This window comes from Nonomuraea sp. AD125B, from assembly GCF_041402765.1.
Classification (GTDB): Bacteria; Actinomycetota; Actinomycetes; order Streptosporangiales; family Streptosporangiaceae; genus Nonomuraea; species Nonomuraea bangladeshensis.
Map to the genome: position 1 here is coordinate 161,298 of NZ_JBGLOU010000014.1, position 19,107 is coordinate 180,404.

General features: G+C 71.9%; 19 protein-coding genes. 6 read left to right on the forward strand and 13 right to left on the reverse strand.

Annotated elements, in window-relative coordinates; genetic code table 11:
* Window positions 1–7: 7 nt before the first annotated feature.
* Window positions 8–1,264: a cation:proton antiporter gene (locus tag ACBR40_RS33250; protein ID WP_371251277.1), complete on the reverse strand. Its 1,257-nt coding sequence runs from the start codon at window positions 1,262–1,264 to the stop codon at window positions 8–10.
* A gap of 129 nt (window positions 1,265–1,393) precedes the next feature.
* Between ACBR40_RS33250 and ACBR40_RS33255 the strand changes: the two genes are divergently transcribed.
* A complete protein-coding gene (locus ACBR40_RS33255) occupies window positions 1,394–2,767 on the forward strand; it encodes a sensor histidine kinase (RefSeq protein WP_371251278.1) in 1,374 nt (457 codons plus the stop codon).
* Here the strand turns inward: ACBR40_RS33255 and ACBR40_RS33260 are convergent.
* On the reverse strand, window positions 2,754–3,812 hold the full coding sequence (locus ACBR40_RS33260) for an NAD(P)-dependent alcohol dehydrogenase (protein ID WP_371251279.1): 1,059 nt from the start codon (window positions 3,810–3,812) through the stop codon (window positions 2,754–2,756). The two genes, ACBR40_RS33255 and ACBR40_RS33260, sit on opposite strands and share 14 nt — an antisense overlap.
* 100 nt (window positions 3,813–3,912) lie before the next feature.
* Window positions 3,913–5,130, reverse strand: a complete 1,218-nt coding sequence (locus ACBR40_RS33265) for a ricin-type beta-trefoil lectin domain protein (protein ID WP_371251280.1) — start codon at window positions 5,128–5,130, stop codon at window positions 3,913–3,915.
* Between the two features lie 221 nt (window positions 5,131–5,351).
* Between ACBR40_RS33265 and ACBR40_RS33270 the strand changes: the two genes are divergently transcribed.
* Together ACBR40_RS33270 and ACBR40_RS33275 are read left to right on the forward strand one after the other, a co-directional pair.
* Complete coding sequence (locus ACBR40_RS33270) at window positions 5,352–5,744, forward strand: hypothetical protein (protein ID WP_344217856.1); 393 nt, start codon at window positions 5,352–5,354, stop codon at window positions 5,742–5,744.
* Window positions 5,745–5,768: 24 nt separating this feature from the next.
* Window positions 5,769–6,719: a hypothetical protein gene (locus ACBR40_RS33275; RefSeq protein ID WP_364462978.1), complete on the forward strand. Its 951-nt coding sequence runs from the start codon at window positions 5,769–5,771 to the stop codon at window positions 6,717–6,719.
* Window positions 6,720–6,730: 11 nt separating this feature from the next.
* Here the strand turns inward: ACBR40_RS33275 and ACBR40_RS33280 are convergent, their stop codons facing one another.
* Window positions 6,731–7,081, reverse strand: a complete 351-nt coding sequence (locus ACBR40_RS33280) for a YbaB/EbfC family nucleoid-associated protein (protein ID WP_364462975.1) — start codon at window positions 7,079–7,081, stop codon at window positions 6,731–6,733.
* 59 nt (window positions 7,082–7,140) lie between these two features.
* Entirely contained in the window at window positions 7,141–8,103 is a 963-nt protein-coding gene (locus tag ACBR40_RS33285; RefSeq protein ID WP_344217862.1) for an NADP-dependent oxidoreductase, read from the reverse strand.
* Window positions 8,104–8,194: 91 nt separating this feature from the next.
* Here ACBR40_RS33285 and ACBR40_RS33290 point away from each other — a divergent pair, with 91 nt between their 5' ends.
* A complete protein-coding gene (locus tag ACBR40_RS33290) occupies window positions 8,195–8,581 on the forward strand; it encodes a helix-turn-helix domain-containing protein (protein ID WP_344217864.1) in 387 nt (128 codons plus the stop codon).
* A 32-nt stretch (window positions 8,582–8,613) separates the two neighbouring features.
* Here the strand turns inward: ACBR40_RS33290 and ACBR40_RS33295 are convergent, their stop codons facing one another.
* From ACBR40_RS33295 to ACBR40_RS33330, 8 genes are read right to left on the reverse strand one after another with little or no spacing between them, the layout of a single operon-like run.
* On the reverse strand, window positions 8,614–9,603 hold the full coding sequence (locus ACBR40_RS33295) for a D-ribose ABC transporter substrate-binding protein (RefSeq protein WP_344217866.1): 990 nt from the start codon (window positions 9,601–9,603) through the stop codon (window positions 8,614–8,616).
* A gap of 29 nt (window positions 9,604–9,632) precedes the next feature.
* Window positions 9,633–10,718 (reverse strand): ABC transporter permease, encoded by a 1,086-nt coding sequence (locus ACBR40_RS33300; protein WP_344217868.1) that lies wholly within the window; start codon window positions 10,716–10,718, stop codon window positions 9,633–9,635.
* A complete protein-coding gene (locus ACBR40_RS33305) occupies window positions 10,715–12,253 on the reverse strand; it encodes a sugar ABC transporter ATP-binding protein (RefSeq protein ID WP_371251281.1) in 1,539 nt (512 codons plus the stop codon). The genes ACBR40_RS33300 and ACBR40_RS33305 overlap by 4 nt, the downstream gene beginning before the upstream one ends.
* Window positions 12,250–12,894 (reverse strand): DUF2291 domain-containing protein, encoded by a 645-nt coding sequence (locus tag ACBR40_RS33310; protein ID WP_344217872.1) that lies wholly within the window; start codon window positions 12,892–12,894, stop codon window positions 12,250–12,252. The genes ACBR40_RS33305 and ACBR40_RS33310 overlap by 4 nt, the downstream gene beginning before the upstream one ends.
* A complete protein-coding gene (locus ACBR40_RS33315) occupies window positions 12,891–14,348 on the reverse strand; it encodes an FGGY family carbohydrate kinase (protein WP_371251282.1) in 1,458 nt (485 codons plus the stop codon). The genes ACBR40_RS33310 and ACBR40_RS33315 overlap by 4 nt, the downstream gene beginning before the upstream one ends.
* The gene (locus ACBR40_RS33320; protein ID WP_344217876.1) at window positions 14,341–15,291 is read right to left on the reverse strand and encodes a transketolase family protein; all 951 of its coding nucleotides are present in this window, start codon (window positions 15,289–15,291) and stop codon (window positions 14,341–14,343) included. The genes ACBR40_RS33315 and ACBR40_RS33320 overlap by 8 nt, the downstream gene beginning before the upstream one ends.
* A complete protein-coding gene (locus ACBR40_RS33325) occupies window positions 15,288–16,181 on the reverse strand; it encodes a transketolase (protein ID WP_371251283.1) in 894 nt (297 codons plus the stop codon). The genes ACBR40_RS33320 and ACBR40_RS33325 overlap by 4 nt, the downstream gene beginning before the upstream one ends.
* Window positions 16,178–17,170: a sugar phosphate isomerase/epimerase family protein gene (locus tag ACBR40_RS33330; protein ID WP_344218090.1), complete on the reverse strand. Its 993-nt coding sequence runs from the start codon at window positions 17,168–17,170 to the stop codon at window positions 16,178–16,180. Before ACBR40_RS33330 ends, ACBR40_RS33325 begins: the two co-directional genes overlap by 4 nt.
* A gap of 297 nt (window positions 17,171–17,467) precedes the next feature.
* On the opposite strand from ACBR40_RS33330, the gene ACBR40_RS33335 reads away from it, so the two are divergent.
* Together ACBR40_RS33335 and ACBR40_RS33340 are read left to right on the forward strand one after the other, a co-directional pair.
* Window positions 17,468–18,460 carry a sugar-binding transcriptional regulator gene (locus ACBR40_RS33335; RefSeq protein ID WP_371251284.1) on the forward strand — a complete coding sequence of 331 codons (993 nt, stop codon included), beginning with the start codon at window positions 17,468–17,470 and terminating at the stop codon, window positions 18,458–18,460.
* Window positions 18,461–18,646: 186 nt separating this feature from the next.
* Window positions 18,647–19,102: a flavodoxin family protein gene (locus ACBR40_RS33340; protein WP_371251285.1), complete on the forward strand. Its 456-nt coding sequence runs from the start codon at window positions 18,647–18,649 to the stop codon at window positions 19,100–19,102.
* Window positions 19,103–19,107 lie beyond the last annotated feature (5 nt).

Consider the following 19,107-nt stretch of genomic DNA (forward strand, 5'->3'; position numbering starts at 1 on the left):
CCCGCCCCTAGCTCCGGCCGCCCGCCTCGACGCGCTCGCGGAGCGCGTCGAGGCGGTTCATGGCCGGGGTGGCGGTGATGCCGTGCAGGACGACCGAGACCACCACGGTGAAGGCGGTCACCGCCCACAGCTCCTCCGCGGGCACGCCGAAGTCGGCGTGGCCCAGCGCGTACGCCAGATAGAACAGCGACCCGATCCCCCGGATGCCGAAGAACGAGATCACCCCCCGCTCCCGTGGCCCGGCCGGGCCGCGGAGCTGGGAGAGCCAGCCAGCCAGCGGGCGGATGACCAGGAGCAGCAGCAGGCCGACGGCGGCGCCGCCCCAGGTGAGCGGGGCCAGGCCCCCGGCCGCCACGAAGCCGCCGAGCAGGAGCAGCAGCCAGGCGGTGAAGAGCCGTTCGAGCTGCTCGACGAAGCCGTGCAGGACGCTGTTGTAGCCGTGGCCGTGCTCGACCCTGCGGATGGCGCAGGCGGTGACGAACACGGCGATGAAGCCGTAGCCGCCGGCCAGCTCGGTCACCCCGTAGGCGAGGAGGGTGGCGGCCAGCGCCACGAAGCCGTCGCGGCGCTCGGCCAGGCGCAGCTCCTCCGCCGGCGAGTGGAAGGTGAGCCGGCCGATCAGGCGGCCGATGAGCAGGCCGCAGACCACGCCCGCGACCACCCGGTAGAGCACGTCGGTCAGCGCCCATTCGCCCAGCCAGCCCGTGCCGCCGACGGTGGCGAGGGCGATGGCGGCGTACACGAAGGGGAAGGCGAGGCCGTCGTTCAGCCCGGCCTCGGAGGTGAGGGCGAAGCGGACCTCGTCGTCGGCGTTCTCGGCGTCGACCGGCTCGCCCACGCTGACGTCGGAGGCGAGCACCGGGTCGGTCGGCGCGAGCACCGCCCCGAGCAGGAGCGCGGCGGCGAGCGGCCAGCCGAGGATGCCCGTCGCGGCGGCGGCGACCCCGGCGACGGTCAGCGGCATGGCCCAGCCGAGCAGCCGCCACGTGCTCGACCAGCTCCGTAACCCGGCCGCCCGGTTGAGCGCCAGCCCGGCGCCCATGAGCGAGACCAGCACGCAGATCTCGGTGACGTGCTCGACGGCGGTCCGGTGGACGACGGGGTCGGGCTCGGGAAGCCCGATCGGCAGCAGGTACAGCGCCATGCCGGCGAGCAGGTACACGAGGGGAAGCGAGATCGCCCGGCGGGCCAGCAGGCCGGGCAGGACGGCGGCGAGCAGCGCGGCGGCGCCCGCGAGGGCCAGGACAAGATCAGGGGAGGACATCAGCCGGGTCACTTCCCTGCCCGGCCGCGGACAGTCGTGCCGCCGCCGCGACCTTTTTATCCAACCTTGGGGTGGCTGATCCTTCGCCGAAGACATGGGCTGTGATGTCCTGGCCAGCGGGGGAGGGGCGTGAAGACACGTTTGGGGCATTCGCTCCGCAGCCGGCTGGCACTGTACGCGGCCATCGTGATGCTGCTGCTGAACGTGGTGGTCAGCGCGTTCGTGGTGTGGGGCGTCCGGAACCAGGCCGCGATCGCCCACGCGCACGAGACGTCGGGCAAGGCCCTGTTCGTGCTCCTGCTGATCAAGCGGAACAGGCTCGGCGCGATCCTGCCGGCCAACGGCCTCGACGGCATCCAGGTGCTCGACCCGTCCGGCCGACCGATCTCCTCGACCCCCAACCTGGCCGGGCAGCCCCGGCAGACGACCGTCGTCCCGCGCGGGACCATGGCCAGCGACGTCGCCGACGAGGTCTGCGACCTGCCCGCCTTCCCCGGCTCCTGCAAGACGGTGGCCGGGCTGATCGCCTACCAGCCGGAAGGCGACTACCGCATCCTCGCCTTCGCCCCGTCCGTCCCCTGGTACGTCAGCCCGCGGCTGATCGTCTTCCAGGTGGTCGTCACGGCGCTGCTGGTCGCGCTGGCCTACTTCGGGGTCTCCCACATCGTGGCCAGGGCGCTCGCCCCGGTCAGCGCCATCACGAGGAAACTGGCCGACATCACGGCGGGCGGCGACGGCCCGATGCGTCTGCCCGTCACGCAGCACGACGACGAGATCAGGGACCTCGCCGTGACCGGCAACCACATGCTGGAGCGGCTGGAGAAGGCGAGACACCAGCAGGAGCTCGCGATGGAGCGGCAGCGCAGGTTCGCCACCGACGCCTCACACGACCTGCGCAGCCCGATCACCGCCATGCGCACCCAGGTCGAGGACGCGCTGCTCCACCCCGAGGACACCGATTGGCCGGAGACCGGGCGTGAGGTGCTGACCAGCCTCGACCGGCTCCAGGCCATCGTCGCCGACCTGCTCACCCTCACCAAGCTGGACGCCGGCGCGCCCTCCTCCCGGGAGCAGGTGGACCTCGGCGAACTGGTGGCCGCCGAGACCGTCCGGCCCCGCGCCAAGCAGGTGATCACCAGCCTGCGGCCGGGCGTCGTCGTCAGCGGCGACCCGCTCCAGCTCGTCCGCCTGCTCACCAACCTGCTGGACAACGCGGAACGGCACGCCGAGCGGAAGATCCTCGTCACCGTGCGGCAGCAGGGCGGGGAGGCCGTGCTGGAGGTGCTGGACGACGGCGCGGGCATCGCGCCCGAGCACCGCGAGATGGTCTTCCAGCGCTTCACCCGCCTCGACGCCTCCCGCAGCAGGGACGCGGGAGGCACCGGGCTCGGCCTGCCGATCGCCCGCGAGATCGCCCGGACGCACGGCGGCACGCTGACGATCGAGGACTCCGACGCGGGCGCCCGCTTCGTGCTGCGGCTGCCGGCTCTCAGAGGGCGATGACCACCTTGCCGAACGGGCGCTCTTCCGCGTAGTGGCGGAAGGCCGCGACGGCCTCCTCGAACCCGAACACCCGGTCCACCACCGGCCGCATCCCGCCCGCCTCGATGGCCCGGTTCATCGCCTCGAACTGGGCCCGGCTCCCCACCGCGAGCGGCCGTACCCGCGCGCCGGCCCCGAACAGCGCCCGCGGATCCAGCACGGGCGGCTCCCCGCCGAGGAACCCGACCAGCGCCACCTCCCCCGACATCGCCACCGCGCGGAGCGCGCGCGGCAGGTCGCCCACCACGTCGACGACCCGGTCCACGCCCCGCCCGCCGTCCGTGAGCGCGCGTACCCGCTCGGGCCAGTCGCCGTCGCCGCGGACCACCACCTCGTCCACGCCCAGCGCGCGCAGCCGCCCGGCCTTGGCGGCGTCGCCGGTGGTGGCGAGGACCCGCGCGCCGAGCAGCTTGGCGAGCTGGGCCGCGAACAGCGACACGCCGCCGGTGCCGAGCGTCAGCACGGTGTCGCCGGCCCGTACGCCGTCCAGCGCGTGCCAGGCGGTCACCGCGGCGCACGGCAGCGTCGCGGCCTCGGCGTAGGACAGGTGGGCGGGCACCGGCACGAGGGCGCTCTCCGGCAGGACCACCTTCTGGGCGAGCCAGCCGTCCAGCGAGCCGCCGAGCTGCGGGAAGTGCTCAGGCCGGCCGAACGGCCCGTCCAGCCAGTACGGGAACAGCCCGGCCGTCACCCGGTCGCCGATCCGCGCCCGCCGCACCCCCGGCCCGAGCTCCACCACCTCACCCGCGCCGTCCGACACCGGCACCAGGTCGTCCTTGACCGGCAGGACGTACTCGCCCCGCAGCACCAGCAGCTCCCGGTAGCCGAGCGTGACCGCCCGCACCGCCACCAGCACCTCGCCGGGACCGGGGACGGGCTCCGGCTCCTCGCGCAGCTCCAGCCCGTCGATCCCGGCCCCGCTGCGCGCGCGCCAGCCGAGCATCCGCCGTCTCGTCGTCGTGCCGGTCGTCGTGCCGGTCGTCGTGCCGGTCGTCGTGTCGGTCATGGGCCGATCCTGCGGTGACCGCGCGGGCCGGGACAATTCCCCGCGGGGAATGACGCGGCCCCGCCCGTTCACCGGGCGGGGCCGCCGAGAACGCGCTCTCTCAGGAACGGGACCACTTCTGGTTGGCGCCGCCGCCGCAGTCCCAGATCTGCAGGCGGGTGCCGTTGGCCGAGCTCACGTCGGTCGCGTCGAGGCACCTGCCCGACTGCGGGTTGACGATCTGGCCGTTGCCGGAGTTGTACGTCCACTTCTGGGCGCCGGTGCCGTTGCAGTCGTAGAGCTGCACCTTCGCGCCGTTGGCCGTGGCGCCGCTGGTGACGTCCATGCACTTGCCGAGCGCGCGCACCGAGCCGTCGGCGTTCCACGACCAGTTCTGGGCGCCCGTGCCGTTGCAGTCCCAGAGCTGGACGGCGGTGCCGTTGGCGGTGGCGGCCCCGGCCACGTCGACGCACTTGCCGCCGATGCCGGTGATGCGGCCGCCGGTGCCGGTGTCGGTGGGCGGGGCGTAGACGCGGACGTAGTCGACGGTCATCGTCTGCGGGAACGTGGTGGTCGCGTCGGGGTAGCCGGGCCAGTTGCCGCCGACCGCGACGTTCATGATCATGAAGAACGGGTGGTCGAAGACCCAGCGGTTGCCGCCGAGGTCGGCGGGGGTGCGCCGCTGGTACTCCACGCCGTCCACGTACCAGACGATCAGGTTGGGCGACCAGTCGACGGCGAAGGTGTGGAAGGCGTCGGCGAACGCGCCGCCGATGGTGTAACCCGCGCCGATGCCGCCCCCGCCGGAGTAGCCGGGGCCGTGGATGGTGCCGTGGACGGTGTTCGGCTCGCGGCCGATGTTCTCCATGATGTCGATCTCGCCGCTGTTGGGCCAGCCGACCGAGCCGATGTCGTTGCCCAGCATCCAGAAGGCCGGCCAGATGCCCTGGCCCCTGGGGAGCTTCATGCGGGCCTCGAAGCGGCCGTAGGCGCGGGTGAAGGTGGCGGAGGTGAGCAGCCGGGCCGAGGTGTACTGGCAGGTGCCGTAGTGGCACTGGTAGTTGGCCGGGTTCTCGCGGCGGGCGGTGATGACCAGGTTGCCCGAGCCGTCGAGGGCGGCGTTGCGGGTGCTGTCGGTGTAGTACTGCTGCTCGTTGTTGCCCCAGCCGCCGCCGCCGATGTCGAAGCGCCACTTGGCGGCGTTCACGGCGCTGCCTGCGGCTCCGTCGAACTCGTCGGACCAGACCAGCGGGCCGGGGGCGGGGGCGGCGCTCGCGGTGCCGGCCAGGGGGACGAGCAGGGCGAGCACCGAGACGAGCGCGGCGCCGACAGCGAGCAACGTGCGGGATGTTCGGGGGGTGCGGATCATTCGGGTTACCTCATCGGATCCACGAGTCGTGATTTTACGGAAACCTTCCGGCAATCTCACCGTCCCTGTCAAGAGAGCGCTCTCACTGCGAGACCCGACTTCGCTTCGAAGTAGCAACCAATAGGACATCGCCCCGAAATAATCCGTTCGGAGACTGGCGATTCCGTGCAGAAGTGGCAGGAGGGGCTGTTGTGGACATCGATCACAAGAGCATGGAGGCCGCCGGCAAGGCGATCCACGACGAGGGCGGCGAGTTCGCCAGGGCCGTCAGCCTGGACCGCTCGGCGGTGGAGACCCTCAGGGCCTACCTCGGCGAGGACGAGGCGGCGCTGATCTTCCGCAGGGGCAAGGACGGCCACCCCGGCTACGACGCCGCGCAGAAGGACCTGTTCACCGCCCTGGACAACCTCACCAAGTCGTACGAGGCCATCGGCGCGGCCGTCACGGCCATGAGCAAGAACGTCAAGACCGCCGACTGGGCGAGCATGGTCGACAAGAACGCCTTCGTGCACGACCTGGTGGAGTTCGGCAAGCAGCAGCCGAAGGACCTCGCCGTGCCCACCACACCGGTCGAGCTGGCCTGACGGCCGGCGAGGGAGGGGACGGGCATGGCCCTGGGGCTCGGAGCGAAGGTCGCGCTGACCGGCATGGCCGGGGCCGGAGCCGCGGGCGTGCTGGCGCCCGAGGTGCTGTTCGGCATCTCGTACCTGGACGGCGACCCGAAGAAGATCCGCGAGCTGGCCGACACTCTGGACGACGTCGCCGACGACATCGACAAGCACTTCCGCGAGGCCAACGCGGCCGCCGAGAAGGTCTGGAAGACCAGCGAGGACCCGGCGGTCGAGGAGTTCAAGAAGTTCTGGACCACCCAGTACGGCCCGGCCGTGCTCGCGGTCTCGCTCAAGCACCGGAACGTGGCCAACGCCTGCCGCGCCTACGCCGACACGATCGAGAAGATCAATCACGCCCTGCACGTGCTGTGCTGGATCCTGACGGTGGACATGATGTACACCATCGGCTACCAGGTGGTCACCTGGAAGATCCTTCAGGCGATCATGAAGCGGAAGGCGCTGGTGCTCAAGTACACCGCCAACCGGTTCGTCGTCATGCTGCTGCCGCTGTTCGCGTACATGCTGGCCGACAGCGCCGCGTACGCGACCGGCGAGGTCGTCCTGCCCCTGGGGATCAACTACCTGGGCGGCGTCAAGAAGGACCTGTCGGGCAACGACGTCAGGTCGGCCGGCTACAACCTCGACGCCTTCCGCGAGCACTTCGTGGCGAACATGGCCTTCGACACGGTGGCCGAGGGCAGCACGGCGCTGATGGCGAAGGTGCCCGGCCTGCGGAACGTCGCCACCCACGTCAAGCTGCCGAACGGCACCGAGCTGAACACCGGCAGCTTCCTGCCTCGGATGGCGTCCTCCGTCACGTACTCGATGACGATGGACGCGCAGCACGGGGACAACCCGCTGCCCGGCGCGGAGCACGGCCTGACCAAGGAGGAGATGTACCAGAAGTTCCTCATCCACGGCACGCGCAGCCTCATCGCGCGCCCGTGACGAGGCTGCGGCTATCGGCGGCGCCGATCGCCCTGGGCGGGAGGCCGGTCGCCTTCGAGGTAGGGGCGCGTCACCTCCATGAGCCGGCGCGCCGCGTCGTCGGTCGCGCGCCGCGACAGCTCCATGATCGCGCCCGCCAGCTCCTGCGACCCCAGCCGCATCGCCCTGGGGTCGAGGTGCAGGCCGAGGAGCTGTCCCGAGGACGAGACGCGCACCTTGATCTTCCCGTCCGTGCTCTCGGCCTGCCCCACCACGTCACCGACCTTGCCGATGACCTCGGAGAACTCCTGAGAACTCGCCTGGAGCTCCGCCATGAGGCGGTCGAGCTCCGGATCGCCGCTGCGGAGATCGCGCTGAATCATGCGCCAGTTGTGCCACAAAACTCACATAAGGCGCAATACCTAACAAAAGACACAGCAGATCAGGGGACGCGGAGCACGATCTTGCCCCGGTTGCGCCCCCGCTCGCCGCGCGCGTGCGCCTCGGCGGCCTCCGCGAGCGGGAAGACCTCCTCGACCTCGACGTTCAGCTCGCCCTTGTCGATCAGCTCGGCGATCCTGGTCAGCGCCGCGCCGTCCGGCTCGACCAGGATGCCGGTGGCGCGCACGCCGCGTTCGCGGGCGCGCTCGACCAGCTCGGGCTGCACGCCCGACGGCACCGCGATGAGCAGCCCGCCCGGCCGCAGCACCTCCAGCGAACGGGTGCTCGTCCGGTCGTGGGAGTCGCCGACGAGGTCGAGGACCACGTCCACGTCGCGTACGGCCTCCTCGAACCTGGTCGTGGTGTAGTCGATCACCTCGTCCACGCCCAGCGAGCGCAGCCAGTCGTGCCGGGCGGCGCTGGCGGTGCCGATGACGTACGCGCCCGCGTGCCGGGCGAGCTGCACCGCCAGATGGCCGACGCCGCCCGCCGCCGCGTGGACCAGCACCCGCTGCCCGCTGCCGAGCGCGGCGGTGTCGACGAGGGCCTGCCAGGCGGTGAGGGCGGCCAGCGGGGTCCCGGCGGCGGCCTCGTGGCCGAAGGCGCGCGGCTTGCGGGCGAAGTGGCGGGCGGGCGCGGTGACGTACTCCGCGTAGGCCCCCGCCTGGCGCGGGAACCACGGCATGCCGAACACCTCGTCCCCCGGCTCGAAGATCGTCACGCCGAACCCGGTCTCCTCGACCACGCCGGAGACGTCCCAACCCAGGATGAACGGCGGCTCCCCCAGCACCCCGGCCATGCCGCCGCCCTGGCGGGTCTTCCAGTCGACGGGGTTCACGCCGGCGGCGTGCACCCGTACGAGGATTTCGGTGGGCAGCGGGGCCGGTCGCGGCACCTCGGCGAGGCGCAGCACCTCCGGGCCGCCGAAGGAGTCCTGAACGATCGCATGCATGGTGGATGACATGCAGCCGACGCTACCCAAGAGAGGGTAGTAACTAGCAAGGGACACTACTATCCTTTGGGTAGTAATCACCCATGAAGGAAAGGACCAGGTCATGGCGCTGACCTGCCGCTCCGGCCTGCACGACCGGCACGACGTCTACGCCGCGCAGTGCCCCTGCCGGGACGTCCTCGATCTGCTGGCCAACAAGTGGTCCGCCCTCGCGGTCGGCGCGCTGGAGGAGGGGCCGCAGCGGTTCGGCGCGCTGCAGCGCCGCCTGGAGGGGGTGAGCCCCAAGGTGCTCACCCAGACCCTGCGCCGCCTGGAGGAGAACGGGTTCGTCGACCGGACGATCTACCCGGCGGTCCCGCTGCACGTCGAGTACGCGCTCACCGACCTCGGCCGCGGCGTGGCCGGCCCCCTCGGCCTGCTGCGCTCCTGGGTGGAGCAGCACCTCGACGAGATCCACGCCGCGCGCGCCGACGCGGGTGGCCACGAGTAGCGTGGCCACCGCTGCGTCGGCCCGGTTGTGCGCTACTTCCTGGCGAACACCCCGAACTCGTCCGCGTTGTCGGCGGTGACCAGCTCGCAGTCGATCGACTGCTTCTCCTCCTTGCCCGTCTTGCCGGTCTTGATGAACTGGTCGGCCTGGTCGACGGCGCTGATGGCGCCGAGCGCGGCGGGCTGCAGCGCGGTGGCGTGCATCTCGCCGGCCTTGATGGCGGCGATCGCGTCGGGGCTGCCGTCGAAGCCGACGACCGTGACCTTGTCCAGCAGGCCGGCGGCCTTGAGCGCGGCGACCGCGCCGAGGGCCATGGTGTCGTTGCCGGCGATCACGCCCTGGATGTCGCGGTTCTTCTGGATGATGGTCTCCATCTTGGTGAACGCCTCCTGCTGGTCCCAGTTGGCGCTCTCCTTGGCGACCTGCTTCAGGTCCGGGTACTGCGAGATGACGTCGGCGAAGCCCTTGGAACGCACGCTGGCGTTGGTGTCGGACTCCTTGCCGACCAGCTCGACGTAGTTGCCCTTGTTCTTCATGGCCTCGACGAACGACTGCGCGGCGAGCTGCGCGCCCTGGGCGTTGTTGGAGACGATCTGCGCCTTGGCGATGCCGGTGGCGTTGATCTCCCGGTCGATCAGGAAGACGGGGATGCCGCCGTCGGTCGCCTTGCGCACCGGGCCGATGGAGGCGTCCGCGCCGGCGTTGTCCAGGATGATCGCCTTGGCCTGGCGGGAGATCGCCGCGTCGATCAGCTCGCTCTGCTTGTTGGGGTCGTCATCGTGGGAGGCCACGGACGTCTGGTAGCCGAGCTTCTCCGCCTGGGCCTTGGCGGCGTCGGCCTCGGCCTTGAAGAACGGGTTGTCGTGCGAGGGCGTGATGATCGCGATCAGCCCGCCGGCCGCGCTCGCGCCGCCGCTCGCGGACGCGCTGGTGGCCGGCTGCTCGCCGCCGCCCCCTCCGCAGGCGGTCAGCGCGGCGCAGCCGATGGTCAGGGACAGGGCCATGGTGAGCACACGGCGCATGGTGGTTCTCCTTCGGGGGGTGGTGCTGTCTAGTCGTGGTGCTTGGTCGCGGCGACCGCCGCGGCGGCGGCCCCACGGCGCTTGAATCGCTGCTGGCCCTGGTCGAGCATGACGGCGAGGATGATCACGGCGCCCTTGATGAGGATCTGCCAGAACGTCGACACGCCCAGGATCACCAGGCCGTCGGCGAGGAAGCCGATGACGAACGCGCCGACCAGGGTGCCGCGCACGGTGCCCCGGCCGCCGCTGAGCGCCGCGCCGCCGATGACGACCGCGGCGATGGCGTTCAGCTCGTACGTCTCCCCCGCCTGCGGCGCGGCCGAGGTCAGCTCGGAGGCGATGATGAGCCCGGCCACGGCGGCGCACGCTCCGGAGATGACGTACACGAGGGTCTTGACCCGCCGGATCGGCACGCCGGACAGGTCGGCGGCCCGCTCGTTGCCGCCCGTGGCGTAGAGCCAGCGGCCGAACGGCGACTTGGCGAGCAGGAGGGTCGCCGCCACCGCCAGCGCGATCATGATCCAGATCGAGGTGGGCAGGCCGAGCGGGCGGCCGCTGCCGAGCAGGCCGAAGCCGGTGTTGCCGAGGGCGGGGTTGCCGGCCAGATTGGGATAGGTGGCGCCGTCGGAGATGAGCATCGCCGCGCCGCGGGCCACGTACAGCATGCCGAGCGTCGCGATGAACGGCGCGACGTTGAAGCGGGTGACGAGCAGCCCGTTGAGCGCGCCGACGGCCATGCCGACCGTCACGCACAGCACGATCACCACCCACACCGGCGGATAGGCGATCACGCCGCCCACGTGGAGGCCGCCCAGCAGCTCGCCCGCGACCACGCCGGACAGCCCGACGATCGAGCCGACCGACAGGTCGATGCCGCCCTTGAGTATGACCAGCAGCATGCCGAGCGCGATGACCGCGTTGATGGCGACGTGCTTGGTCATCGTGATCAGGTTCGGGACCGTCAGGAACGCGTCCGACAGCAGGGCGAAGACGACGATGAGCACGGCGAGCGCGATGAACGCGCGCGCCTCGAAGGCCACGTTGAGCAGCGACAGGCGGCGGGCGCGGGCGGCGGCTTCCCGCTCCGGGGGCGCGGCGGTGGCGGTCGCCGTCATGACGCGCCGTCCCGTTCTTCGGCCTGGGTTCCGCCGTCGGACACGCGCATGAGTTCCTCCCGGGTGAGCTCGCCGCGCCGAAACTCGCCGACGAGGGCGCCGCGGGCGAGCACGAGCAGCCGGTCGGGGATGTGCAGAGCCTCTTCGGCGTCGGATGTGGTGAAAAGGACGGCCAGCCCGCTCCTGGCCTGGGCCGCCATCAACTCGAAGATGTCGGCCTTGGCGCCGACGTCGACCCCGCGTGACGGCTCGTCGAGCAGCAGCACGCGCGGCCCGGTCAGCAGCGCCTTGCCGATGACCACCTTCTGCTGGTTGCCGCCGCTGAGCGAGCCGATGGCCGCCGCGTGGCCGCTGGTCTTGACGGTGACGTCGGTGATCGCGCGGGTGACCGCGGCCCGCTCGCGCGGCTGCGACACGAACAGGCCGCGGACGTACGAGCCGAGCGCCGCGAGTGACAGGTTCTGCCCCACCGACATGGTCTGGACGAGGCCGTCACGCTGGCGGTCCTCGGGCACCAGCACCACGCCGCGCTCGATGCGCTCGCGGATGCCGGGCCCCTCCAGGGGTGTCCCGGCCAGCAGGATCTCGCCGGACACCGGCCGGAGCCGGCCCGCGACCGCCTCCAGCAGCTCGGTGCGGCCCGCGCCCATCAGGCCGTAGACGCCGACGATCTCGCCCGCGCGCACGGCGAGCGACAGCCCGTCCACGGCGAGCCGGTCGGGGACGGCCGGGTCGGCGACCGTGAGGCCGCGCACGGTCAGCGCCTCCTCGCCGAGCACGGGCTCGCGGTCGGGGAAGAGGGTGTCCTGGTCGCGGCCGACCATCTGCTCGACGATCCAGCGGATGTCCACCTCGTCCGCCCTGGCGGTGGCGACGAGCGCGCCGTCACGCAGCACCACGACGTCGTCGGCGATGTCGAGCGCCTCGTCGAGGTGGTGGGAGATGTAGACGACGGCCACGCCCGCGGCGGTCAGCTCCCTGATCACCTTGAACAGCACCTCGACCTCGGGCGCGGTCAGCGCGGAGGTAGGCTCGTCCATGATCAGGACGCGCGCCTCCTGGAGCAGGGCGCGGGCGATCTCCACGAGCTGCTGCTGGCCCAGCCGCAGGTCGCCGACCAGCTCGTCCGGGTCGGTGTGCTCCTCCAGCCGGTCGAGCACGGCCCGGGTGGCCGCGCGCTGCGCCTTGCGATCGACGGTGCCGAACCCGGTGCGGACCTCGCGGGCCAGGAACAGGTTGTCGGTGACGCTGAGGTTCGGGCACAGGCTCAGCTCCTGGTGGATGATGGCGATGCCCAGGTCGGCGGCGTGCCGGGAGGACTGGAGCCGCACGGCCCGCCCGTCCAGCTCGACGTGACCCGTAGTGGGCCGCTCGATGCCGGCCAGGATCTTCATCAGCGTGGACTTTCCGGCCCCGTTCTCGCCGAACAGCGCGGTCACGCGGCCCCCGGTGACGGGGAAGTCGACGCCTCTGAGCGCGTGGGTGCCGCCGTAGACCTTGGTGACCTCGCAGGCCCGCAGCACGGGAGCGCTCATGAGATCGCCACCGGGGTGATGGTCACGGTCTGCGGGGTGAGCAGCGTGAACGCGCCGGTGAAGGTGATCTCCTTGCCGTCCAGGGCGGCGACGTCGAGGCCGTTCAGCAGCTTGCCGCGCAGCTCGTTGTTCAGCGCGGTGGCGGCGTCCGCGTACTCGACCTGGTTCGTGAACTGGCCGAAGGTGATGAAGCCTGCGGCGTCGCGCAGCGCCGTGCCGTTGATGGCCGGGCCGATCTGCAGCGACACCTTCGTGTCTTCCGGCAGGCCCTCGACCGTGACGGGCAGCAGGCCGGAGCGGGCCTTGCCCGCGGTGCCCGTGCCCTTGACGGCGAAGCTGTACGGGCCGGTGCCCTGGCGTTTGCCGTACTTCTGGCCGGCGGCCTCCTTGTCGTCGGCCAGGGCCTTGAGCAGGACCGGCAGGTCGACGGCGGACTGCTCGATGGCGGGCACCACTTTGGCCTGGTAGTTCTGGGCGCCGAAGGCGGCCGGGTCGAACTTCGCGGGCGCCGCGGCGGCGGCCGTCTCGGCGGTGCGGTACTCGGTGTCGACCGCCATGAGCACGATCAGCAGGGCGACCAGTGCGGCGGCGATCCACCGGGCCGGGACGCGCCGGCGGGCGGCCGGCGCCGATGCGGTCATGTGACTTCTCCTTCCTGCGAGGGCCCGGAGTGCTCGGGACGGGCCTGACGGACGGCCGCGTGCCAGGCAGCCTTCCTTCTGGCGCGCCCGGCCTCGTCGATGGCGGGCCGGTAGGTGTCGGCGGGCCGGTGCCTGGCCTCCAGGCGGTCGAGGGTCCAGAGCTTGGCGGCGAGCCCGGCGGCGTCGGCCGCGCCCAGCGCGGACAGGTCGTGCTCGCCGCTGCGGGCGACGATCCGCCCGCTGAGGTCGGCCTGCAGGCGCATGAGCCGGGCGCTGCGGGTGAGCCCGCCGTCCGCCATGAGGACGCGGACCCGTCCGGTCGCCGCCTCGACGGCGGCCACGACGTCCTCGACCTGGAAGGCCACGGCCTCCAGTGCGGCGGCCACCAGCTGCGCCCGCCGGGTGCCCAGCGAGAAGCCGGTGATGACCGGCGTCGCGTCCGGGTCCCACCAGGGGGCGCCGAGGCCGCCGAAGGCGGGCACGAAGTGCGTCCCGCCGGTGTCCGCGTCCTCCGCCTCGGCCAGCAGGGTCTCGGCGGGCGCGTCCAGCAGGTCCGCCAGCCAGGAGATCACGCGGCCGGTGGCCCGGATGTTGCCCTCGACGGCCGGCACCGGGCCGTCGCCGAGGTCCCACGCGATGCTGCGGCACAGCCCCGGCGCGTCCCCGCCGCCGACCGCCATCACCGAGGAACCGGTCCCGTAGGTGGCCTTGACCACCCCGGGCCGCCAGCCGGCGTGGGCGAACATCGCGGCGTGCGAGTCGCCCAGCACCGCCAGCACCGGCGTCCCGTCGGGCAGCGGCGCCAGGTCGCGGACGCCGGGGAACGGCCCGGTCGAGGCCGTCACCCGGGGCAGCACCTCGGCCGGCACGCCGAACAGCTCCAGCAGCCGCTCGTCCCACTGCCCGGTCCCGATGTCGAGGAGCTGGGTGCGGGAGGCGTTGCCGACCTCGATGACGTGCTCGCCGCCGAAGCGGCTGAGCAGCCAGGAATCAATCGTGCCGAGGCAGAGCCCGCGCCGCCCGTACGTGTCGAGCAGCCAGCGGGCCTTCAGCGCGGAGAACATCGGGTCCAGCGGCAGGCCGCTGACCGAGCGGACCAGCTCGGCCGAGCCGGCCAGCTCGTGGCAGCGGTCGGCGGTGCGCTGGTCCTGCCAGCTCAGCAGCGGCCCGGCGGGCTCGCCGGTGCGCCGGTCCCACAGGACCAGGGACTCGCGCTGGTTGCTGATCCCGACGCCGGCGACCCGGTGGGCGTGCTCGGGGGCGACGCAGGCGGCGACCGCCCGCCGCACGCTCTGCCACAGCTCCGCGGGGTCCTGCTCGACCCAGCCCGGCCGCGGCTGGACCTCGGCGAGCGGGACGGCCGCGCGGGAGACGACCCGGCCGTCCTCATCGACCAGGAGCGCCTTGGTGGAGCTGGTGCCCTGGTCGATGGCGAGGATGAGCGGGCTAGCCATGGCTGAGCAGGCTCCGCGCCGAGGCGGCGATGCCCTCCGGGGACATGCCGTAGCGGTCGAGCAGGAAGGCGGCCGACCCGGTGGGGGCGAACTCGGGGACGCCGAGGATGGCGACCCTGGCGGGGTGGTGCTGGACGACGGTCTCGGCGACGGCGCCTCCGAGACCGCCGGCGATGGTCGACTCCTCGACGGTGACGATGCCCGCGGTCTCCCGCGCGGCCGCTACGACCGCCTCCGTGTCGAGCGGCTTGACCGTCGGCATCGACAGCACCCGTGCCGAGACGCCCTCGGCCTCCAGCTGCTCGGCGGCGACCAGCGCCCGCCACAGCACGGTGCCGTTGGCGATCAGCGTCACGTCGCCGCCCTCGCGTAGCGTCACCGCCCGGCCGGGGACGAAGGTGTAGTCGTCGGCGTTCACCTGCGGCACGCTCATCCTGCTGACCCGGACGAACACCGGCCCCTCCACCTCGGCCGCCCAGCGCAGCGCGGCGCTGGTCTCGATCGGGTCGGCGGGGACGATGACGGTCAGGTTGTCGATGGCCCGCAGCCAGGCGATGTCCTCGATGGAGTGGTGGGTGGCGCCCAGCTCGCCGTAGGCCAGACCGGGGCTCATGCCGCACAGCTTGACGTTGTGGTTGGAGTAGGCGACGTCGGCCTTGATCTGCTCCAGGGCCCGGGCGGTGAGGAAGCAGGAGGCCGCGGAGACGAACGGGATCCGGCCGCCGTTGGCCAGGCCGGCGGCCACGCCGACCATGTCCTGCTCGGCGATGCCGACGTTGATCAGCCGGTCGGGGAAGGACGTGCGGAAGCCGGCGAGCTTGCTGGAGCCGACCGAGTCGTTGACCACGCCGACGATCCGGTGGTCCTCGTGCGCCAGCTCCGACAGGGTCGCGACGTAGGCGTCCCGGCAGTCGAAGCGGGGCCGGTCGGCGACCGAGGTCATGACTTGTCCTCCAGTTCGGTGAGCGCCTGCTGATACTCGGCCTCGTTCGGCACCTTGTGGTGCCAGGCGACGTTGTCGCTCATGAACGAGATCGGGTGGCCCTTGTGCGTGTGGGCGATCACGAAGGTCGGCTTGCCGGGCCGCAGCGGCACCGACGACAGCACGTCCAGCAGCTCGCCGTGGTCGTGCCCGTCGACCTCGGTCACGGCGAAGCCGAACGCGGCCGCCTTGTCGTGCAGCGGGTCGAGGTCGTTGGTCTCCTCGACGGTGGCGCCCTGCTGCAGCCGGTTGCGGTCGACGATCACGGTCAGCCGGTCGAGCTGGTGCTGGGAGGCCGCCATCATCGCCTCCCAGTTGCTGCCCTCCTGCAGCTCGCCGTCGCCGACCAGCACGTACGTCCGGCGCGGCGAGCCGTCCAGCTTGGCCGACAGCGCGTGCCCGACCGCGACCGGCAGCCCGTGCCCGAGCGGCCCGGTGTTGGCCTCGACGGCCGCGACCTTCGTCCGGCTGGGATGGCCGTTGAGCGCCGACAGCGGCTGCAGGAACGTCGCCAGCTCGGCCACCGGCAGGTAGCCGAACGCGGCCAGCGTCGTGTACAAAGCCCCTGCGACGTGGCCCTTGCTCAGGATGAACCGGTCGCGTTCCGGGTCGGCGACCCGCTCGGGGCTGAGGTCGAGCACCGCGCCGTACAAGGTGGCCAGGATGTCGATGGCCGAGAAGTCGCCGCCGATGTGGCCCGCCCGCGCGTGGTGGACGAGCTTGAGGTCCTGGATGCGGATCTGCCGGGCGGCCTCGGCCAGGTGCGCGACCTGCTCGGCGCGGCTCGCGTGCGGGCCGAGCCGCTCGAAGACGGGCAGGCCGACGTGCTCGTGCACGGCCAGCTCGGTCATGCCTCCTCCAGCCCGGCCATCGAGGTCAGCAGCGCGTTCTGGACGAGCCGCTGCGCCGCCAGCGCGTCGTGCGCGGCCTGGGCGGCGGCGAGCGCGTCGTCGTCGAGGACGTCGAGCGCGCGGTGCACCGCCTTGAGGAAGCGGATCGCCTGCTTGGCGGCCTGGACGCTGTCCTCGCGGAAGGGGAACTGGTCGAGCTGCCAGACGCCGTCCCAGTTGTTGCGGCGCAGGGTGTGGAAGAACTCGAACGTCTCCACCAGGTGCACCGAGCCGACCACCATGTCGTCGTCCCAGCCGCGCATGTTGTCGTTGACGTCGATGGCGAACAGCCGGCCGTGGTCGATGGCGAGCTGCGCGGCGTCGGCCGGGGTCTCCTGGCCGTAGAGCGAGTGGCCGAAGTCGAGCAGGATGCCGAGGTTGGGCAGGCCGATGCGCTCGATGCCGAGCAGCGTGCGGGCCACGCTCGGGAAAATGATCTTCACGCGGGGCTCGCGCGGCTTGTACTCGATCACATAGTTGATCTCAGGGTGCGCGGAGCACAGCTCCGTCAGGCCGTCCAGCGCGAGCTGCCAGATGTCGTGGTAGTTCACCTGGAACGGGTAGTCCCAGCCGTCCTGGCCCGGCCACAGCTTCACGTACGAGCAGCCCAGCTCCAAGGCCACCTCGGTGGCGTCGTGCATCAACGCGATCGCCTTCTTGCGCACGGCGGGGTCGGGGTTGGTGAACGAGCCCTTGACGAAGTCGCGCGTGTAGATCTCGGGCGTGATCGCGATGGCCTTCAGGTCGTTCTTGGCCAGCGCCGCCTTGACGTCGTCCAGGCTGCCGTCGAACCCGACGAACGGCCAGTTCAGGTCCACCACCGACAGCTCGCCCACCGCGCCGGCGCGGTCGATCTGCTCCAGCAGCCCGACCGGTGGACCGTACCCGTCGGTGGCGTAACGGTCCTTGTAGGTGGCGAAGTGCCAGATCCCGGCACCGAAGGTCGGCATGCCCGTCACGTCGATCACTCCTTGTTGAGCAGGTCGTGGTGTCCCGGCGGTCAGCACGCGGCACATCACCACGGTCCATTGCATATTTATGCTCTAACGCATAATCTTCCGTTCCCGTAGGGTGGCTGATCCGTGAGGTGGCTGTCAATAACTTCTCGCCACCTCCTCCACCCGACTGTGAGGATGACGTAGCGTGCGCGAAACAATCAGCCGTCGCCGCGGCGGCGCGAGGAACGACCCGTCCGATGGAAAATGTTGGGCGAGGAGTCTTCGCGGTGGCGAGAAGGGCGGATCCTGATGGCTGTGCACGCGAGCGGCGTCGGCCGGTCCGGCCCCGAAGGGCGGGTGCGGCTGATCACCAAGGTCGCGCACATGTACCACGAGCGCGGCATCCGCCAGGCCGACATCGCCGACGCCCTGCACATCTCGCAGACGAAGGTGTCCCGGCTGCTCAAGCGGGCCGGCGAGATCGGCATCGTACGAACCGTCGTCGTGGTCTCCCAGGGCGTGCACCTCACGCTCGAACAGGCGCTGGAGGACCGCTACGGGTTACGGGAGGCGGTCGTCGTCGACGTCGACGGCGACGAGTCGGAGATCCTCGCCGGCATCGGCTCGGCCGGGGCGGCCTACCTCGAGTCGACCCTCGCCGGCGGCGAGCGCATCGGCATCTCCCCGTGGAGCCAGACGCTCCTGTCCGTCGCCGACCGGCTCCGCCCGCTGCGGGTGGCCGGCGCCGATCGCGTGGTCCAGCTCGTCGGCGGCGTCGGCGAGCGCACCGTCCAGGCCAAGGCCAACCGGCTCCTCGGCCACCTCGCCGAGCTGGTCGGCGCCGAGCCGATCTACGTCCAGGCGCCCGGCCTGGTCGGCACGGCCGAGATCAGCCAGAGCCTGGTCGGCGACGCCGCCATGCGCACGGTTACCGAGGAGTGGCGGAGCCTGACGATGGCGCTGGTCGGCATCGGCAGCGTGCAGCCCTCGCCGCTGCTGCGCGACAGCGGCAACGCCCTCGCCGCCACGGACCAGGACAAACTCATCGCCGCCCACGCGGTCGGCGACGTCTGCCAGCGCTTCTTCGACGCGACCGGCGAGCTGATCCACAGCGACCTCAACAGCCGGGTCGTCGGCATCGACCCCAAGGTCTTCCGCGCGATCCCGCGCCGCATCGGGATGGCGGGCGGCGAGCGCAAGCACGCCGCCATCCGAGCGGCGATCAGCGGCGGCTGGGTCAACGTCATCATCACCGACGTCGCCACGGCCCGCGCCCTGCTCGACGAGCCGGACGACTTCTGAGGGGCCGCCGCCCGCCCTGGCGGCAGGGAAGCCGGCCCTGACGGCGGGGAAGCCGGCCCTCCCGCCGCCCGCCCTGCTGGTTCCCGGACAGCCCGCCGCCAGAGCCTGGTCCTCGGACCGCCGCGGCGCACGCCGCCGCGCGCGCCGACGCGGGCCGCCCGCCGGAGGCGTGAGAGGATCGTCGCCGTGTCACGCCTGCTGATCGTGCACCACACCGCCTCGCCCACGCTCCAGGAGCTCTTCACCGCCGTGCGCGACGGCGCCACGACCGACGAGGTCGAAGGCGTGGAGGTGGTCGCCCGGGCGGCGCTGCGGGCCACCGCCGTCGACGTGTTCGAGGCCGACGGGGTCGTCCTGGGCACGCCCGCCAACATCGGCTACATGAGCGGCGCGCTCAAGCACTTCTTCGACACCGTCTACTACCCGTGCCTGGAGGAGACGCGGCGGATGCCGTACGGGCTGTACGTCCACGGCAACAACGACACGACCGGGGCCGTGCGCGCCGTCGAGTCGATCGCGGCCGGGCTCGGGTGGGAGCGGGTCGTCCGGCCGGTCACGGTGACGGGCCCGCCGGGCAAGGACGACCTCGCGGCCTGCTGGGAACTCGGCGCCACCCTCGCCGCGACCATCAGCCCCACGTAGGGCGC

Coding starts and splice junctions, on each gene's coding strand:
- ACBR40_RS33250 (WP_371251277.1), bottom strand. CDS start 1,264: ATGTCCTCCCCTGATCTTGTCCTGGCCCTCGCGGGCGCCGCCGCGCTG.
- ACBR40_RS33260 (WP_371251279.1), bottom strand. CDS start 3,812: ATGACCGACACGACGACCGGCACGACGACCGGCACGACGACCGGCACG.
- ACBR40_RS33275 (WP_364462978.1), top strand. CDS start 5,769: ATGGCCCTGGGGCTCGGAGCGAAGGTCGCGCTGACCGGCATGGCCGGG.
- ACBR40_RS33280 (WP_364462975.1), bottom strand. CDS start 7,081: ATGATTCAGCGCGATCTCCGCAGCGGCGATCCGGAGCTCGACCGCCTC.
- ACBR40_RS33285 (WP_344217862.1), bottom strand. CDS start 8,103: ATGTCATCCACCATGCATGCGATCGTTCAGGACTCCTTCGGCGGCCCG.
- ACBR40_RS33290 (WP_344217864.1), top strand. CDS start 8,195: ATGGCGCTGACCTGCCGCTCCGGCCTGCACGACCGGCACGACGTCTAC.
- ACBR40_RS33295 (WP_344217866.1), bottom strand. CDS start 9,603: ATGCGCCGTGTGCTCACCATGGCCCTGTCCCTGACCATCGGCTGCGCC.
- ACBR40_RS33300 (WP_344217868.1), bottom strand. CDS start 10,718: ATGACGGCGACCGCCACCGCCGCGCCCCCGGAGCGGGAAGCCGCCGCC.
- ACBR40_RS33305 (WP_371251281.1), bottom strand. CDS start 12,253: ATGAGCGCTCCCGTGCTGCGGGCCTGCGAGGTCACCAAGGTCTACGGC.
- ACBR40_RS33310 (WP_344217872.1), bottom strand. CDS start 12,894: ATGACCGCATCGGCGCCGGCCGCCCGCCGGCGCGTCCCGGCCCGGTGG.
- ACBR40_RS33315 (WP_371251282.1), bottom strand. CDS start 14,348: ATGGCTAGCCCGCTCATCCTCGCCATCGACCAGGGCACCAGCTCCACC.
- ACBR40_RS33320 (WP_344217876.1), bottom strand. CDS start 15,291: ATGACCTCGGTCGCCGACCGGCCCCGCTTCGACTGCCGGGACGCCTAC.
- ACBR40_RS33325 (WP_371251283.1), bottom strand. CDS start 16,181: ATGACCGAGCTGGCCGTGCACGAGCACGTCGGCCTGCCCGTCTTCGAG.
- ACBR40_RS33330 (WP_344218090.1), bottom strand. CDS start 17,170: ATGCCGACCTTCGGTGCCGGGATCTGGCACTTCGCCACCTACAAGGAC.
- ACBR40_RS33335 (WP_371251284.1), top strand. CDS start 17,468: ATGGCTGTGCACGCGAGCGGCGTCGGCCGGTCCGGCCCCGAAGGGCGG.